The 17,897-nt window shown below is 66.4% G+C and carries 14 protein-coding genes; 13 read left to right on the top strand and 1 reads right to left on the bottom strand.

Annotation, left to right across the window (positions count from 1 at the left end):
* The first annotated feature begins 78 nt into the window (after positions 1–78).
* Entirely contained in the window at positions 79–1,455 is a 1,377-nt protein-coding gene (locus tag ACYVF3_RS09705; RefSeq protein WP_461153875.1) for a recombinase family protein, read from the top strand.
* 565 nt (positions 1,456–2,020) lie between these two features.
* Positions 2,021–5,128, top strand: a complete 3,108-nt coding sequence (locus tag ACYVF3_RS09700) for an AfsR/SARP family transcriptional regulator (protein ID WP_461153873.1) — start codon at positions 2,021–2,023, stop codon at positions 5,126–5,128.
* A 63-nt stretch (positions 5,129–5,191) separates the two neighbouring features.
* On the opposite strand, the gene ACYVF3_RS09695 is transcribed toward ACYVF3_RS09700, so the two are convergent.
* Positions 5,192–5,320, bottom strand: a complete 129-nt coding sequence (locus ACYVF3_RS09695) for a hypothetical protein (RefSeq protein WP_461153872.1) — start codon at positions 5,318–5,320, stop codon at positions 5,192–5,194.
* A 271-nt stretch (positions 5,321–5,591) separates the two neighbouring features.
* On the opposite strand from ACYVF3_RS09695, the gene ACYVF3_RS09690 reads away from it, so the two are divergent.
* The 11 genes from ACYVF3_RS09690 to ACYVF3_RS09640 all read left to right on the top strand — a co-directional run bounded on the left by ACYVF3_RS09690 (position 5,592) and on the right by ACYVF3_RS09640 (position 17,892).
* Positions 5,592–6,326, top strand: coding sequence for a thioesterase II family protein (locus ACYVF3_RS09690; RefSeq protein WP_461153871.1), 735 nt, complete (start codon positions 5,592–5,594; stop codon positions 6,324–6,326).
* Positions 6,327–6,388: 62 nt separating this feature from the next.
* On the top strand, positions 6,389–6,631 hold the full coding sequence (locus ACYVF3_RS09685) for a phosphopantetheine-binding protein (protein ID WP_461153870.1): 243 nt from the start codon (positions 6,389–6,391) through the stop codon (positions 6,629–6,631).
* The gene (locus ACYVF3_RS09680) at positions 6,628–9,768 is read left to right on the top strand and encodes a non-ribosomal peptide synthetase (RefSeq protein ID WP_461153869.1); all 3,141 of its coding nucleotides are present in this window, start codon (positions 6,628–6,630) and stop codon (positions 9,766–9,768) included. The genes ACYVF3_RS09685 and ACYVF3_RS09680 overlap by 4 nt, the downstream gene beginning before the upstream one ends.
* Entirely contained in the window at positions 9,765–10,448 is a 684-nt protein-coding gene (locus tag ACYVF3_RS09675) for a thioesterase domain-containing protein (protein ID WP_461153868.1), read from the top strand. The genes ACYVF3_RS09680 and ACYVF3_RS09675 overlap by 4 nt, the downstream gene beginning before the upstream one ends.
* Positions 10,445–11,173 (top strand): SDR family NAD(P)-dependent oxidoreductase, encoded by a 729-nt coding sequence (locus ACYVF3_RS09670; protein ID WP_461153867.1) that lies wholly within the window; start codon positions 10,445–10,447, stop codon positions 11,171–11,173. Before ACYVF3_RS09675 ends, ACYVF3_RS09670 begins: the two co-directional genes overlap by 4 nt.
* A 6-nt stretch (positions 11,174–11,179) precedes the next feature.
* Positions 11,180–12,445 carry a glutamate-5-semialdehyde dehydrogenase gene (locus ACYVF3_RS09665; protein WP_461153866.1) on the top strand — a complete coding sequence of 422 codons (1,266 nt, stop codon included), beginning with the start codon at positions 11,180–11,182 and terminating at the stop codon, positions 12,443–12,445.
* Between the two features lie 25 nt (positions 12,446–12,470).
* Positions 12,471–12,752 carry an acyl carrier protein gene (locus ACYVF3_RS09660; RefSeq protein ID WP_461153865.1) on the top strand — a complete coding sequence of 94 codons (282 nt, stop codon included), beginning with the start codon at positions 12,471–12,473 and terminating at the stop codon, positions 12,750–12,752.
* A complete protein-coding gene (locus ACYVF3_RS09655; RefSeq protein WP_461153864.1) occupies positions 12,749–14,095 on the top strand; it encodes a TrpB-like pyridoxal phosphate-dependent enzyme in 1,347 nt (448 codons plus the stop codon). Before ACYVF3_RS09660 ends, ACYVF3_RS09655 begins: the two co-directional genes overlap by 4 nt.
* On the top strand, positions 14,095–15,174 hold the full coding sequence (locus ACYVF3_RS09650; RefSeq protein WP_461153863.1) for an acyl carrier protein: 1,080 nt from the start codon (positions 14,095–14,097) through the stop codon (positions 15,172–15,174). The genes ACYVF3_RS09655 and ACYVF3_RS09650 overlap by 1 nt, the downstream gene beginning before the upstream one ends.
* Positions 15,171–16,649, top strand: a complete 1,479-nt coding sequence (locus ACYVF3_RS09645; RefSeq protein WP_461153862.1) for a class I adenylate-forming enzyme family protein — start codon at positions 15,171–15,173, stop codon at positions 16,647–16,649. The genes ACYVF3_RS09650 and ACYVF3_RS09645 overlap by 4 nt, the downstream gene beginning before the upstream one ends.
* Positions 16,642–17,892 carry a type III PLP-dependent enzyme domain-containing protein gene (locus ACYVF3_RS09640; protein WP_461153861.1) on the top strand — a complete coding sequence of 417 codons (1,251 nt, stop codon included), beginning with the start codon at positions 16,642–16,644 and terminating at the stop codon, positions 17,890–17,892. Before ACYVF3_RS09645 ends, ACYVF3_RS09640 begins: the two co-directional genes overlap by 8 nt.
* Positions 17,893–17,897 lie beyond the last annotated feature (5 nt).

The raw sequence follows: 17,897 nt of genomic DNA, 5'->3' as shown, positions 1-17,897 counted from the left end.
TTCCAGCTTGCACTTCAACAAGCGATCAAAGGTGTCACACATCCCTTCAGCAGCCCCGTTCTGGATGTGAGGTGCGTTGTGACTGAGACGGGGTCATTTGAAGTATCGGGTCGTCGGAGACGGCGTGGGGTGGGTGTGCGGTTTGCGTTTTACGGTCGGATGTCGACCAGGGAGTTTCAGCATGGGGAGACGTCGCGGGGGTGGCAGCGTGAGGTCGCGGAGGCCACGATCGCCGGGCGTGGGGTGATCGTGGAGGAGTATTTCGATGAGGGCTGTTCACGGCGGTCGTCCTGGTGGAAGCGGCCGGCTGCCGCGGCGTTGTTGGTTGCGGCCGGGCGTTCGGATTGCGGTTTTGATGCGGTGATCGTGGGGGAGTACGAGCGGGCGTTTTGCGGGACTCAGTTCCGCGAGGTTATGTCGGTATTGGGCGAGCGGGGTGTTGGGTTGTGGTTGCCGGAGGCGGATGGGCCGGTGGATCTGGGGGATCCGGAGCATCGGGCGTTGATGGTGTTGTTGGGGTCGCAGTCGCGGCGTGAGGCGGTGCGGTCGCGGCATCGGGTGTTGGCCGCGATGCGCACACAGGCGTGCGAGCAGGGGCGGTTTTTGGGTGGGAGGCCGCCGTATGGGTATCGGCTGGTGGATGCGGGTCCGCATCCCGTTGAGGCGCATGCGCGGTGGGGGCGTCGGTTGCATCAGTTGGAGCCGGATCCGGTGACGGGCCCGTGGGTGCGGTGGATTTTCGAGCAGCGTGCGGCGGGGCGGAGCATTGCTGGGATCGCGCGGGAGCTCAATGATCGTGGGGTGCCGTGTCCGTCGGGTGCGGATCCGGGGCGGAATCGACATCGTTCGGGGCGGATGTGGAGGACGCCGACGGTGGCGGGGATCTTGGAAAACCCGCGCTACACGGGCAGGCAGGTGTGGAATCGCACCGGCACGGTCCGGAGTCCTGGGTCGGCGCGTCGTGCCGGTGGTACGGGTCGTCGTACGGACTCGGGGGAGTGGGCGGTGTCGAATGCACCCGCCCATGCCGCGTTGGTTGATGAGGCGACATTTCGGTCCGTGCAGGGCATCCGGGCGGCGCGTAAATCCCGGGACGGCGGGACCCGGACGTATCTGCTGGCCGGGTTGGTGGTGTGTGGGGCGTGTGATCGGCGGTTTGATTCGCACTGGGTACATCACCGGCCCGGTTACCGGTGCCGGCACGGCCGCACCAGCGCACGCGCCGAGACACCGGGTCTGAAGAGTGTCTATGTCCGGGAGGGACACCTTCTCGACGGCTTGCGATCCCGACTGCCCGAGCTCGCCGACGACGAGGAGGTGGCCGACTATCTTCGCGCGAACGGGTTGGTGATCGTCTACCTCGGCTCGGACTGGGTACTCGAAGAGCTCCAGCTGGAATCGGCGCCAACAGCGGTGCCATCCAGCGAGACACAGCTGGCCTTACCGGTGCGTTAGCGACGCTGCGGCCGGGTAACGCAGGACTGCTGGCGTTGCCGAACTGCCGAGCGAGCGCCAGGCAGGCGAGCTGCGAAATGCCCTAGACGTGGAGTGGATGACGCCGACGGTGGTGGGAAGTGTGGAACCGCACCGGCACAGCACAGCGTCCAGGGGCGGTCCCGTACGGGACCGTGCGACCGTCGCGGAGATCATCATGAAATCCCAGGAGATCAAGATTCTAATATGTCGATCATGTGAGCCTTGTCGGCGGGCCTTTTTGGTAAGTGGGTGGAAGCGACTCTACGGCGAGGCACCGCTGCGATGTGCTGGTTATCAAAGAGCTTAACTGGTCTAGTTTCTGGGGTTGACAAGGGGCGTCGTGCCGTCGAACGTTGCGTGATAGTAGCCCATCTGGGTGACATGGACGCGAAAGTCGACCTTAAAGCGAGTTGGTCCGTTTAGCGTATAGAGGTCCAGTCAAATTTGGATAGCGTTCTAGGTGTGCCCCTACTTCTGACGCGGCGTTTTTAGGAAGATGGGGCTGCGCCGTCATGATGGGAGTTCTTGGGGGGACGTTTGAAACGTGGGCGACGACGGTAAAGACCCAGATGGCCGCCCGGACTTTCTCGTGCTGGGCCCTGTGGAGATTAGGCGAGGCTCGGCGGCTCGTCGGCTGACTGCGTACCGGCATCACGTGACGATGGGGCTCCTTTTGCTGCGGGCGAACGAGTTCGTTTCCGTGGAAGAGTTAATCGACGCAGTTTGGGGAGAGTCGCCGCCGTCGACATCTCGTGAGCAGGTGCAAATCTGCGTATCGCGGTTGCGAAGGATGCTTGTCGAAGTCCTCGGCGAGCAGGTGATCGTTACGCGGAGTGGCGGTTATGTTTGTCAGGTCAACCCGGAATTCGTGGATGCTTCACAGTTCAACGAGTTCGTCCGGGAGGGCGAGAACCACGCTGCGAGTGGCGACAATCTGAGAGCGGCGTTGGTTCTTCGGCGTGCGCTTGGACTGTGGCGTGGCCCTGTTCTCCCAGGTGCGTCCGGGCGCGCGCGGTTGTTGGCTGATTCCTTGGTGGAAAAGAAGATCAGCGTCACGGAGCACTGCATCGAACTCGAACTTGCGGTGGGGAAGCACCGGGAATTGATCAGCGAACTGGTAGCACTGGTTGGCGAGTACCCGCTCCGGGAACAGCTGCGTGCGTACTTGATGGTCGCCTTGTACCGCTCTGGTAGGCAGGCTGAAGCCTTAGAGGTGTACCGCGAGGCGCGCCGGGATCTCATCGATGAGTTGGGGATCGAACCCAGCGACTCGTTGCGTCGGCTGGAATCGTCAATCCTTTCCGGTGCGGATGAGCTCAACCTAGGCGAGGTCTCGAGCCCGGAGATCAAGTCTGACGTCGCAACCGTGGCGGTTCCCCGGCAACTACCTGCGTCTATTGGGGATTTTACCGGTCGTGGCCTGGTGGTGTCGGCTGCCGAGAAAGAGCTGAACGGTACCGCGGCGGAGAACACGATGCGCATCGTGCGGATCTCCGGGCGCGGCGGGATCGGCAAGACCGTCCTCGCGGTACACGTGGCCCACCGGTTGTTGGAGCACTATCCGGACGGACAGCTGTTCATCAATCTTTACGGCACTGCCGGCGCACCTGTGGCGACCGTCGATCTGCTCGCACGCTTGCTACGAGCTCTGGGAATGCGTGAGTCGGAAATCCCGTTGGATCCGGACGAACTCCAGGAAGTCTATCGCAGCAGGCTGAGCGGGCGTCGCATTCTCGTCGTGCTCGACGATGCGGCCGGCGAGGAGCAGGTGCTGCCGCTGCTGCCCGGCAGCTCCAGCTGCTCGGTGATCGTCACCAGTCGGCGCCCGTTAGGTGGTCTGCCCGGAGCCGTCACGATCAACCTGGACAGCCTGGAGAATAACCACGCCAGGAATCTTCTCGCACGGTTGGTTGGTCATGAGCGGGCCTCCGCAGAGACCGAGTCCTTGGATGCGTTGACGCAGTTGTCCGGTAGATGGCCATTGGCGATTCGGATCATCGGGGCGAGGTTGGCGGCGCGACCACACTGGCCGCTTTCGGCGATGGTCGACCGCTTACAAGACGAGCAACGCAGACTTGACGAGATCGCATACGGCAACCTGCATGTGCGATCGACCTTATCGGTCACCTACGAAGGGCTGTCAGCCTCGGCTAAGCGGCTGTTCCGGCTTCTGGGCTTGTGTCGTGCACCGGATTTTGCTGTCTGGGTGCCCGCGGCGTTGCTCGACACCAACCAGTTCGATGCCAGCGATGTGCTTGAGGAACTCGTCGAGGCTCGGCTGATCGATATTTCCGACGCACATGGCCAACGTTTCGGGTGGCACGACCTTATCCGAATTTACGCGCAGGAAGCGCTGACTGAAGACGAGCCCGAGTCCGAGCGTGATGCGGCGCTGCGTCGGCTCTTAGGCGCATACTTGAGCCTGGCCGGCGAAGCTCACCGTCGACTCTACGGTGGCGACTACACAGTGCTGCACGGCGACGGGTATCGCTGGGAATTGCCCGAGCGTGAGGTCGAACTCCTGCTTACCGAACCCATGAGCTGGTTGGAAATCGAAGAAGCCGGTTTGGTGGCGGCGGTGCGGCAGGCGGCGGAATCCGATGCCGACGAACAGTGCTGGGACCTGGCGTTGACAACGGTCACGTTGTTCGAAGCTCGCGGCCGTCTGCACCGTTGGCAGGAAACACATCGGTGGGCGCTGGAAGTCGTCCGTCGGCGGGAAAACCGGCGTGGTGAAGCCGCGATCTTATGTTCTCTGGGGTCGTTGAGGCAGGTCATGCGGGGTGAGTCCGGCGTGTCCTACCTGGAAGAGGCCCTGCGTTTGTTCACCGAGCTCGAAGACCGCCACGGGCGGGCTCTGGCCTTGCGGAACCTGGCATTCGTGGATCGAATGGCCGGTCGTTTCGACAGGGCGGCGGAGCGGTACACCTCGGCGATTGACGGATTCCGCGAGGCCGACGATCTCGTGGCCGAAGCGCACACCCTGGTCAACCTCGCACAAGTGTACTCCGACGTGCAGAATTTCGACCGAGCCACCGAGGCCCTGGAGGAGTCGATGCGATTATGCCGAAGCACCGGCAACGAGCGCGTCGAAGCCCAAGCCTGGCAGCGGTACGGCGAACTCTATCTGGGACAGGAGCGGTTTGAAGCCGCTGAGCGCTCGTTCAGACAGGTGCTCGAGCTCGTTCGGCCGATGGGTGACCAGGTCGGCGAGGTGTTCGCGCTCAGCGGCCTCGGCATGACCTGGACCGCTCAGAAGATGTTCCTGGAAGCCGAGAAGGTGCTTGTTCGTGCCCTGCAGCTGTGCGAGGTGGTCACCGCGCATCTCGGCGAAGGACGCGTTCTGCTCGCGCTGGGATGGTTGTACTTGGCACGGCACGAGCTCAACAGCGCTGATGAATACCTTCAACGCGCATCGGACTCCTTCGAAGACTTGCGAGCCAAACTCTGGCACGCGCGCACCCTCGACGCGCTCGCGCAGGTTCGGTTGCGCACCGGACAGCGTACTACCGCGGAATCTCTGTGGCGCAAAGCTTTGGGACTCATCGGAGAGGCCACGTCCCGCGAAGCGCGCCAACTCGCGGAAAGCATTGCTCAGCAGCTGCGCTCGCTCAGCGAGCCCTTCTCCGATGGCGGGCTGATTCCTGGTTGATAACACGTAGGGGTGGTGCCGAGTTCAGGTCGGCACCACCCCTACGTTGAGGCGGAGATCAGGTCAGCCCCAGGGAGTGTCGTCGGCGGTCGCGATGACGACCGGGGCCTCAGCTGCGCTTGCCACGGCACCGGCGATGGGGGCAGCGGACAGCAGGGCGACGGTGACGACGATCTTCTTCCAGAACGACATGATAGCTCCTCCACAGCACGTGACTTCGTGATTTCCGATTAGTTCTCGGGAAACTCGATCTGTCGCCAATCTAGGTAGCTCCCTTATCAGCCAAGCGTTGCGCGGCTGTCATGTTCTTATCGTCGCCGGTGATGGCCGCGATGGTGTGGTGATAGCGAACTGATGGCGCCCTTGTGGACATTGTTTGAGCACGGCGGTTCACAAACATCGGAAACGGTCCGGAGCCCGCCGTTCAAGACTCAAATGGTGTGCCGTCCGGAAGGAGCGCGCGATGCTTCAGAGAGAATCCGGATGGTCGCGCTGGTTGTTGCGGGAGCCTCAACCTGGAGGCGGACCGCTGCTGTTCGTGTTTCCGCACCCTGGATGCGGTGCCGAAACCTACCGCCGCTGGCCGAGCGCAATCGGCGGGTGGGAGATCTGTCCGATCCAATTGCCGGACAGCTCGACCGACCGATGTGAACGCACCGAGCGATACCGGGTGCTCTCAGGGGAACTCGCCTCCAGGATTGAACAGTACTGGGAGCGATCGGTAGCGGTGTTCGGGCATCGAGAATCCGCCCTGCTCGCCTACGCCACAGCGGTGGCCTTGTCGCGTGCCGACGACCAGGTGTCGCCGTGGGTGTTCCTGTCTGCTCAAGCGGCTCCCCGTGGGTTGCCGCGATCGACACGACGTGCTCGCACGGACTCCGACCTGGCAGAGATCCTGTGCCGGGTGATCTTGGAAATTGGAGGTAATCCCCTTCCGTCTTTGGTGGAGAACCAGGTGCGGTCCTACCAGGCCGATGTGCTGGCCGCCGCCGGCTACCAAACCCGGCCCCCTGAACCGTCACTGCTTCGGCTGATCACCGTGAGCTGGTCCGATGACGACGAGGTGACGTCTGCGGCGATGGCGGGCTGGAGCGACCTCGGCCTCACCACCGCGCATGTGATCCCGGGGAATCAGTACGACTTTCTTTCCGCCCCAGATTCGCTACAGGCCGTGCTGGCGTCGGTCCTGTGCTCATAGCGCCAGAAATTAATAGTCACCAACCCATCAGTGGAGAACTGTGTTTGTTGGGGAGAATGGATATGACGGAACTTGTCCCGAGTGAAATCGATGTGCAGTTGCAGAAGTTCGTGCGGGTGCCGTTCAGTGACGATTCGTCCTTGACCGAGATGGGAATCGATTCGTTGACAGCTGTGCGCATCATCGTCGGATTGGTGCCGGATGAGGAATTCGAGATCGATGCCGGAACTCTGAGCGGGATCGAAACGATCGGACAGTTCCGCCGCTGGCTGCGCGACCTGATTCCTGCGGGAGCTAGCCGATGACCGCCGCGCAGATCTCGCCGAACCAGACGGCCTCGGATTCGGTCGCGTTGACCGAATCGCAGCTCGGTCTGCTCGTCGTTCACCGATCAGTGCGAGCGGGCAACCTCTACAACGTCGTGGTCGAACTCGAGCTGGATCCCGGGTGCAGCGGGCCTCAGGTGCGTTCCGCGCTGGCCAGCGTCATGGCCGTGCAGCCCGCGCTCCGCACCGGATTGCGCGATCACCCCGCACCCCACTCGACCCTGATCGACTTGCCGGAGAACCAGGCTCCGCTCCGGATGACCCAGGTTCCCGCAGAGAATTTCGACCCCCAACGCGGATTCTTGGTCGACGAGCTGGCGAACACCTCGTTCGACCTCGCGAGCCCGCCGCTGCTGCGCGCCGTGCACCTGCATGCCGCCGACGGCAGCCGCGCCGTCCTACTGCTGGTCGTGCACCACACCGTGTTCGACGGGTTCTCCTTGCGGCCATTGGTGGAGGACCTCAACCGCGCGTTGACCGGCGAACTCGATGTCGACGGACTGCGCTCGCCGCGGGAACGGGCGTATCGCCGGGAGCTGGCGGCGCAGGTCGGCGCGGTGGAGGCCCCCGAGGTCGACGACCTGACGCGTGGTCTCGCCGAATCGTTGCGCTGGACGACGCCGACGACGCTGCACCCGCGGCCGAATCGTCCCGCCGCGACCGACTTCGCCGGCGACAGACTCGCGATCGCGCTCTCGGCGCAGCAGAGCGAGATGATCGATGAGACCTGCCGGAAGCTGGGGATCACCGCGTTCACGTTCTTCTCGGCGGTCTACGCCGCGGTGCTCGCGCGACACGGAGGCCAGGACTCTGCCGTCTTCGGCGCCCCGCTCATGGCCCGCCGGACGGTCGGATCGTTCGAGTTGTGCGGATTCTTCGTCAACACCTTGCCCGTCGCGATCGACGTCCCGTGGCGCAGCGGTTTCGCGCAGTTCGTGCGCGAGCACGTCGCTCCCCGCATCGCCGCGGTCAAGGCCGCTGCCGCCGTGCCGTTCACCCGCATCGTCCGGGACGTCGCCCCGGAACGGTCGGGCAACCGCAATCCGCTGTTCTCCTGCATGCTCGCGATGCAGGATTCCACGAGCGCGGAGTCGGACTCGCCGGTTCGAGGGGTGCGTGAACACGGCACCGGCACGGCGAAATTCGACCTGTGGCTGGGCGTGACACCGACGCGCGACGGGTGGTTGCTGGAACTGGAGCACGATGTCGCGCTGCTCCCGAAGCCCGTCGTCGCCGGCATCGCGGCTTCCCTTCGCGCCGCCCTGAGTGCCGTGACCGCGGACACCGACGTCGTGCTGGACGAGCTGTTCGAGGATGCCGATCTCGACCAGGCCGCGGCCGTAGAAGGACCGAGTCCGGCTGCCGCGGACCTCGACAGCTGGTTGCGCGAGGCATGTTCGCGCAATGCTGATCAGGTCGCCGTGGACGAGGGCGGGCGCAAGACCTGCTACGCGGAGCTCGATGCCGAAGCCGCCGCGATGGCGAGCCGCTTGAACGAGGCCGGTGTCGTTCCCGGTGCGGTGGTGGGGCTTGCTACGGAAACCCTCCTGGACACGATCGTGACGATCCTCGCCGCTCTGCGACTGCGCGCCGCGTACCTGCCGCTGGACCCGTCGTTGCCCGAGGATCGACTCGGATACATGCTCGCCAAGGCGGAGTGCCGGATCGCGGTGTCGCACTCTCCGATTCCCGGAACGCGCATCGTCACACCCGGCGGAAATGGCCAGGGGGCATCGGCGCCCGATCCTGGCCCCCGCGGCGAGCAGGACCCTGTGTACCTCATGTTCACCTCGGGGTCGACGGGCAATCCCAAGGGCGTGCTGATGCACAACGGGCCGCTGGTGAATCTCACGGCCTGGCAGATCCAGGCGCTCGACATGACCACATCGACGAGGTTTTTGCAGTACGCGCCGAGCGGTTTCGACGTCTCGTTCCAGGAGATCGTGCCGACCCTGGTCACGGGTGGGACGGTCGTGGCGCGTGACGGCGTCGACCGGCGCGATTTCCCGCGACTCGTCACTCATGTTCGAGACGAGCGGGTGAGCCACGTGTACTTGCCGGTGGCCGCCCTGGCTCCCTTCGTGCACGCGGTCGAAGCAGCCGGTGAACCGCTCAGCAACGTGCGGAAGCTGTGCGTCTCCGGAGAGCAGCTGGTGGCCACCGACGAGATCCGGTCCTTCTTCGCACAACGGCCGCACATCGACCTGGTCAACCTCTACGGGCCCACCGAAACGCATGCGGTGACGACATTCTCGCCCACCGAGACCGGGAATTGGGAGTCGCACGTGCCGATCGGCCGCCCGATCAGCGGCGTGAGCGCGCAGGTGGTCGACCGCACGGGGCACCTGGCGCCACCGGGAGTCATGGGTGAGCTCCTGCTCGGCGGTCGGTGCCCGGCGATCGGCTACATCAACGACCACGACCGCACCCAGGAGCGCTTTCTGCCGGATCCCTACCGGCCGCACGACGGGCGCCGATACCGGACCGGTGATCAGGCGATGTGGTCGGCGGAGGGCCAGCTGGTGTTCCTCGGGCGCAACGACGACCAGGTCAAGATCCGCGGATTCCGGGTGGAGCTCGGGGAGATCGAAGTCGCGGCCCAGAGCCTGCCCGGTGTTCAGCTCGCGGTCGCGGCGGTGGCCGGTGAAGCGAGCGCGCGTCGGCTGCTGCTGTTCGTGACAGCCGCGTCCGGCACCTGCCCGGATCCGGTTGCCGTGCGGCGCGTTCTCGCCGAAGCGCTCCCGAACTACATGGTGCCGGCCGCGGTGCACGTGGTGGAGTCGATCCCGACCACCGGCAACGGGAAGGTTGATCGTGCGGCGCTGGTGAGCACCGCGGACCTGCTCGACGAGTGCCGAGGTCCGCGAACGGCGGCCTCGATCTCGGCCGACTCCATTGAGGCGTGGTTGCAACGCACCTGGGCCGAACTGCTCGGGGATCTGCCTGCGGTGGACGAGTCGTTGGTGGAGTTGGGAGCCCACTCCTTGAACACCTTGACCGTCTTGGCGCAGGTCCACGAAGAGTACGGGGCGCAGCCGACGATCCTGGAGTTCTTCGAACGTCCGACGGTGGCGGCGATGGCAGTGACGCTGCGCGAACTCGGGGCCGAGCGATGAGCGGCGCGCTCGCCCGTTCCTCCCTGCTGATCCCGGTCAAGCGCGGGGGCGGGTCACCGTCGGTGGTACTCCCGCCGGCCGGTGGCGGCATCGGTTCCTGCCTCGGTGTTGCGGCGCACCTCGCTCGGCGAGGGCCGGTGTGCGGGATCCGCGCCAGCGGTCTGATGCCTGGTGAGGATCCGGATCACGACGTGGCGGCGATGGTCCAGCGGTACTGGGAGGTTCTGCACGACATCGGCACACCACGCCTGCTACTCGGATGGTCGCTCGGGGGAGCGTTGGCCTGGGAACTGGCGCTGCGCTACGCCGAGAGCGGTCATCAGCCCGCGGTGGTGATGATCGACAGTCCCGCAGTGCCCGAGTTCGTCAGCCCTCTCGACCGGGCCGCGCTCCGGCGCACGATCGCGGGGGAGAGCGGGGAGGAACGGCTCATCGCCACGGCGGACGCGCACATCACGGCGGCCACCGCCTACCACGTCGAGCACGAGTACCCGGGTCCCGCGCTGCTGATCTCGTGCGCTCGCGAGAACCAGGTCCACGCCGCGCGGTGGCGGCGGATGAGCGATTCGCTGCATCACGCGAACGTCGATTGTGGACACTTCGACGTCCTCGACGGCGCGAACCTGCCGACGGTCGTTCGGCATCTCGATGAATTCCTGCGCACGCTGGAGGAGCAATGACGGATATCGCGGTCGTCTCCGGGGGTACCCGGGGCATCGGCGCGGCCATGAGCGGTCGGCTCGACAAGCTCGGGTACCGGGTGGTGGCGGCCTACCGGAGCAACCGCACCGCTGCCGATGCCGTGGCCACCGCAGGGGTGACGCCGGTGCAGGTCGACGTCAGCGACCCGGAGGGCGTCGCCGCGTTCGCCGAACGGGTCCTCACCGACTTCGGTCCGCCGTCGGTGCTGGTGAACAACGCCGGCATCAACATCGACCGGCCGTTCCTCGAACTCACCCAATCCGACTGGCAGCGGGTCGTCGACACGAACCTCTCCGGCCCGTTCCACCTGATCAAAGCGTTCGCTCCGGCCATGCTCGCCGCAGCCGGCGGGACGGTGATCAACGTGGGCGCCACGACGGGAATCCGGCCTCGCATCAACGGGGCGAACTACGCGGCGAGCAAGGCAGGCCTGCTGCAGCTGACCAAGTGCCTGGCCGCCGAACTGGCCCCGACCATCCGGGTCAACTGCCTGATCCCCGGCATGACCGAGACCGAGGAGTTAATCACGCGTTTCCGGCTCGACGACCCGCAGCAGCGCGTCGCAGTGCTCGACGAGATCCCGCAACGACGTATCGGTACCCCCGACGACATCGCCGACGCCCTGGAATTCCTGGTCAGCGCGCACAGCAGCTACCTGACGGGGCAGAAGCTGATCGTCGACGGCGGCCAATTCATGTGGTAGGAGACCATGACTGAAGATATGCTCCGCGCCTCCCGCGCGGCCTACGCCAGCGCCCCTCCGGTCGGCGATGACGCCTACTTCCGCTATCCCGACGAACTCACCGACGCACTGCGACAGGCGTGGCCGCAGATCATGCGGGCCAACGCCGAGGATGTGGCCAGCGCGGAGGAACGAGGACTGCCCTCCGTTCTAGTGGAACGAATCAGGTTGCGAGACGATCACCTCGCGCAGCTGACCGCGCTGAGCAGCGCGGTCGCCCGGTCACTTCCCGACGTGCTCGCGCCCGAGCCCGAGACCCGAGTCGGCAACACCGCCGCCGTCCGGCGCAAGATCCCGAAACCGCTGGGTCTGGCGTTGATGGTCTACGAAGCGCGGCCGACGGTCACCGTCGAGGGAGCCCTGCTGCCGGTGGTCACCGGTAACGCCGTGATCCTGCGCGGTGGAAAGGAGATCGTGCGCACCAACCAGGCCCTTTCGGCAGTGGTGGCCAAGGCGTTGGTGGAGTCGGGTCTTCCGGCCGGCATGGTGAGCGTTCTGGACGATCCCAGCCGCAAGGTGCTTCGCGAGCTGCTCGGCCGCGGTGACGCCATCGACGTGCTGATCCCGCGCGGAAGCCCCTCGCTGATCGACTACTGCCGGACCAGCAGCACCATCCCCGTCGTCGCCAGCGGAGGCGGGGTCAACCACCTCTACGTGCACCGCTCCGCCGACTTGGAGCTGGCCGCAGCGGTGACGCTCGACAGCAAACTGGCGGAACCGACCGCGTGCAACACCCTCGAACTCGTTCTGGTCGACCGGGCCGTGGCCCAGGAGTTCGTGGCCTCCCTCACCGCCGCCGATGCCGAGGTGACGATCAAGCTCGACGGCCGTATCGACGAGCCGACCGCCGACGAACCGCACCGGTGGCGCATTGAGCGGCTCGCCGAGCACGACTTCGGCCGCGAATTCCTCGCGCCTGCCGTCGGCGTGCTCATGGTCGACGGTCTCGATGAGGCGGTTGAGCACATCAGCCGCTTCGGTTCGATGCACACCGAAGGCGTCGTCGCCTCGGATGTGCAGGTCAGCGGCGAGTTCGTCAAGCGCGTCGACGCCGCGGCCCTGGTGGTCAACGGATCATTGCGCTTGCACGACGGACCCACTCTCGGGCTCGGAGCCGAGGTGTCCATCAGCACCGGCCGGTTGCACGTGCGCGGCCCGGTGACGTTGCGGTCGCTGTTGACCTACACCTGGCTGGTAGAGGCGAACGGCACGCTGCGCAGCACCGTCAGGTGAAACCCGTTTCGGCACAGGAGGGTTCATGTCCACAGTTGTACTCGACCGCGCTGCGGTCATCGACGCCGTGAAGAGACTAGTGATCGCCGAGTCGCGCCTGTCGCTGCGGCCCGACCAGATCGCCGACGACGAGCCGCTCAACGGAGAACGGTTGTCGGTCAACTCGCTGGGGTTCGTCGGGATGCTCGTCCGCCTCGAAGACGAGCTGGACGTAGAGCTCTCCGACGACATGTTCGTCGGCAGGCAGTTCCGCACCGTCGACGACCTGACCGCGGTGGTCATCGAAGCGGCGGGGGTGGCGGGATGAGCGAGCTGCCGACGCACTGGCGAAGCGTGCTCCCGCACATCGAGGAGCTTCCTGCCGACCGCAGTCCGAAGGGAACCGGTGGCGCCGCGATCCAGGCGAACCTCCCGCTCCAACTGGTGCGGCAGAGCATGCCGGGCAAGGAGTACTGGCCGATTCCCGAGCAGGTCGCCGAAGCCTACCGGAAGTTCCGGCCCACTCCGCTGTGGCGCGCCACCGGGTTCGAGCGGGCCATCGGCGCTCGGGTACCGGTCTACGTCAAGTACGAGGGCGGCAACATCTCGGGCAGCCACAAGCTCAACACCGCTCTCGCCCAGGCCTACTACTATTCACGAGCCGGCGTCGACGAGCTGGTCACGGGCACCGGAGCAGGCCAGTGGGGGACCGCGCTGGCCGCAGCGTGTGCCTTGTTCGGACTTCGCTGCACGGTGTTCATGGTCGACTCCAGCCTGCGGCGCAAGCCCTACCGAGGCGTGCTGATGCGGATGCTCGGAGCTCAGGTGCACGCGAGTCCCAGCGACCTCACCGCGGTGGGGCGCGACCACGACGGGTCGCGCGGCAACAGCCTGTCGCTGGCCATCGGCGAAGCGGTGGAGTACGCCCGCAACACCGACGGGGCCGCGTTCAGCATCGGCAGCGGCGAGACCTACAGCATCCTGCACCAGTCGGTCATCGGGCAGGAGGCGCAATCGCAGCTGCGCGAGCTTGGCGCCGACGTCGACGCGGTGGTCGGCTGTGTCGGAGCCGGATCCAACTTCGGCGGGATCGCACTGCCGTTCCACGCCGAGGCCGCTGCGACCGGGGGACGACCCCCCATGCTGGTCGCGGCCGAATCGAGCACGACCCCGAAGCTCACGCGAGGGGTCTACGCCTACGACCAGACCGACGCCACCGGCACCGGTCCGCTCGAAGCGATGTACACCATCGGCAGCGACTACGTGATTCCCGACTCGCACTCGGCGGGCCTGCGATTCCACGCCGCGGCGAAGGTCATCTCCGCGATGCGCCACGCCGGCCAGGTCGAGGCGATGGGCATCGGTCAGGTCGAGGCGTTGGAAGCCGGTCGGCTGCTGACGGTGCACGAGGCGGTTCTACCCGCGCCGGAGTCCGGGCACGCGCTGGCGGCGGCGGCGAAGCTGGCGACCACCGGTGCCGAGGGACTGCGCGCGGAACGCGGAGTGGTGGTCTGCGCGAGCGGGCACGGATACCTGGACCTGGCCGCCTACCAGCAGTTCCTCGACGGCGAGCTCGACGACGTGGCGCCGCAGCCGGCGGCGTTGTCCGCTGCGGTGTCCGGGCTGAACTCGGTCGCGGGGTCCGTGCTCTCCGGTGCGGGGAGGGCGTGATGTTGTCGCTGACCACGGTTCGCTCCGAGCTCCTGGACTGCGTTCAAGCCAACCTCGCGGTGCTCGCCGATCACCACCATGGCCCGGGCGCCCACCTCAACCTGGGTGCGGAACTGAGGATGTCGTGGCGCGGTGACGAGCTGCCCACCGTCGAACCCGAGCTGGAGCGGCATCTCGCCGACGCCCGGCGGCTGCTCGGCCTCGACCCCAGCGGCGACGAGGTCGTCGTCGACGAACCGCTGACGGAGCGGGTTCGGCCGGGCCAGGTCGCCTACGTCGTCGCGGACGCCTTCGAACTGCCCTGGGTTCCCTACTTCGGGCAGCGGCACATGGAGCACAGCTTCCTGCTCGGCCCCGACGGCACCGTGCACGACGCCTACGACAACGACACCCCGTGGGGTCCGGCCGCACCTGGCACGTGGCACCACCCCGGGTTGCGCTTGGCGGGTCCCGCGCGCGTGCTGCACTTCGACCCCGTGCCGATCGCCGATCCGGTGCCGACCGTCGCGGACGTCGATGTCGCGCAGTACCTCCGGGCCTACAAGACCCACGCGGATCGGGTGGCGGCACTGGAGCGGCTCACGCTGGAGACGTGGCTGCTGCGGCGATCCCGCGCCCTGCACGCAGCCTTCCGCGAACACCGCGGCGAGCCGGAGCCGGCCGCGGTCGCCGAACACCTCCAGGGCTGGAACGCGCTGGTCGAGCAGACCTACCTCGCTGCACGGCGGGTGGCACGAGGGCGTCCGGAGCCGAGCGGCGTTCTGGAGCGGATGCGGAGCCTGCTCGCCACGGACCGGACGGTGTTCGCTGCGGACGGCGACTACTGGCGGCAGGCGGTGGCGAGCGAGGTGGCCGCCGTGCTGGAGGTCGACGCGCAGCACCTGCTCGACGGGATGCCGTTCAGTTCCTCGCCGCGATTCAGCTCGTTCCGGCTGGTGGAGATCGTCGAACGGCTGGAGAGCGAACTGGGCGCTGACATCGACGCTGATGACCTGATTCCGGAAAACCTGCACAGGCTGGACGACCTCTGCCGCGTCAGCAGGCCGTTCACGGTGCTCGTGGAGGGAGTGACGAGATGACACTTTTACACCACCTCCTGGAGGACGCTGCCCGGGAACACCCGGGCCGCCCCGCTGTGACTGCCGCGGGCACGACCTGGACGTACCGGGAGCTGAGCACGGCGGCAGCTCGCTTCGCCTGGCTGCTCCAAGACCGCGGTGTGGGTCGCGGTGAGCGAGTCGTGGTGCTGCTGCCCTCTAGCGTCGTGCACCCCGCGCTGATCTACGCGGCCTCCCGGGTCGGAGCGATCATCTCGGTGCTGCACGAGCAGACCAACGATCGCGCGCTCGAACACGTTCTCGACGATTGTCAGCCGGTTCTGGTCATTGCTGACACCGACCCGGTGCCCGCTCGCGACCGCGAGATTCCGGTGTTGACCAGCGAAGCTCTGCTCGCGGAGCTAAGCACCGGGGAGGCGGAGCCGACGGGACCGGAACCCATCGCCGTCGATCCGTTGTTCCTGATCTACACCTCGGGCACCACCTCCGCGCCGAAGGCGGTGGTGAGCACGCAGCAGCAGGTCACCTTCGCAATCCGTGCGATCCAGACACTGCTGGGCTACCGGTATGACGACGTCGTCTACTGCCCGCTGCCGATGTCGTTCGACTACGGCATGTACCAGCTCTTCCTCGGTGCCGCGTCCGGCGCCCACGTGTGGCTGGGACGTCCGGCGGAGGTTGGGCCCGGGTTGGTCACCAACCTGGTGGAGTCCGGTGCGACAGTCCTGCCGGCCGTTCCCGCGGTCGCGGAGGCGCTCGGCAGGCTGCTGTCGCGGCGCGGGGTCGGGACGCCCGCGCTGCGGCTGATGACCAACACAGGTGCCGCGATGCCCGCCCAGGTGATCCAGACCTTGCGGGCGATCCTTCCCGACCTCCGGGTGCAGCTGATGTTCGGACTCACCGAGTGCAAGCGCGCGACGATCGCTGAGCCGGATGCCGACCTGCTCCGCCCGGGGACCTGCGGGCGTGCTCTGCCGGGTACCGAGGTCTTCACCGTCGACGAGGACGGAAATCGGCTTCCCGCAGGCGAAGTCGGGGAGATCGCCGTGCGCGGACCGAACGTCATGTCCGGGTACTGGCGGCAACCGGAGATGTCGTCCCGGCGATTCCCCCGGCGCGGTGATCTCTTCCCGGAGCTGCGCACCGGTGACTTCGGATGGGTCGATGAGGACGGCCACCTGTACTTCGAAGGACGCCGTGACGACATCTACAAGGAACGCGGCTTCCGCGTCAGTGCGACCGAAGTGGAGGCGGCTGCCCGCCGTCTCGACGGCGTGAGTTCGGCCGCGGTTCTCCCACCGGAGGGTGATCGCCGGGCTGTTCTCCTGGTCGTCGCCGACCTCGAACCAGGTGCGGTGTTGGAGGCGATGCGTGCCGAGATCGAGGAGTTCAAGATTCCTTCTCGCTGTCTCGTCGTGGATCGAATCGCCCTGACCGGCAACGGAAAGGTCGACCGCAAGATCATGGCCGCCAGGGTGGAGGCCGACCATGACTGAGTCCGCGCTCTGGTACGAGAACGTGGTCGATCAACTCGGTTCGGCCGCCACTCCCGCTTACGTCTACGACCTGGCCATCGTGCGCGAGAACCACACCCACCTGCGCGCGGCCCTGCCCGAGCGCGCCGCGCTGTACTACTCGCTGAAGGCCAACCCGCACCCGGCGGTCCTTGGTGAGCTGCGCCGGAGCGGGGCGCTGCCCGAGGTGTGCTCGGAGGGCGAGCTGGACGCGTCGCTGGCCGCGGGTTGGTCGGCGTCGGAGGTCCTCTACACCGGGCCGGGCAAGCGCGACACCGAGATCGCGCGGGCGATTCGACTGGGAGTCAGGGAATTCTCGGTGGATTCAGTGTCGGCTCTCGACCAGCTGGATTCGATCGCCGCCGAGCAGGGAATCGAGGTCGGTTGCCTGGTGCGGATCAACGACGACCAGCCGACGTCGGGACAGGGCTTGGCGATGACCGGCGTCGCGTCCCAGTTCGGCGCGGACCTCGATCAGGTGCTGGCTGAACCCGCCCGATTCGCAGGCCGGCCGAACGCACGAGTGCACGGCCTACACCTTTACATGGGAACCAACCTGACCAGTGTCGACGATCTCGTCGCGCAATTCCGGCACTCGGTGCGCACGGCGGTCCGGCTCGTGGCCGCGCTCGGGCGTTGTGGCGCGGACATCGACGTGCTCGACCTCGGCGGCGGTTTCGGAGCTCCGTTCGCCAAACCGGGCGAGCGCATCTCACTGGAGGGCCTGCGTGACGAGCTGGACGTGCTGCTCGACGAAGAGCTCCCCGACCCCGCTCCGCGGGTCTGCTTCGAGTCGGGTCGGTATCTCGTGGGGACTGCAGGCGCGCTGGTAACCCGGGTGCTCGACGTCAAGCAGTCGCACGGTCGCGACGTCGTCGTGCTGGAGTCCGGGATCAACCACCTCGGCGGCATGGCCGGGCTGCGGCGTGTGCCGCCGCTGCTGCCCGGGGTGGCCGGATCCGGAGAAGGCCCCGGGATGACCGCGATGCTGACCGGGCCGCTGTGCACCCCGCTGGACATGTGGGCGCGCAACGCAGTCATTCCCGAGGTGAAACCCGGGCAAGTGCTGACGGTTCCGAACGTCGGGGCCTACGGGCTCTACGCCAGCCTGCTGGCGTTCCTAGGCCATCCGATGCCTTGGGAAGTGATCGTCGACAGCGACGAGCCGAACCGTCCGCCACAGTCTTCTCGTCTGGAACTGAGCCGAACACATTTGGAGGTCTGATCACG

Source organism: Saccharopolyspora tripterygii (assembly GCF_054778355.1).
The sequence above is the reverse complement of the archived record's forward strand: the minus strand, read 5'-3'. Positions and strand labels throughout refer to the sequence as shown.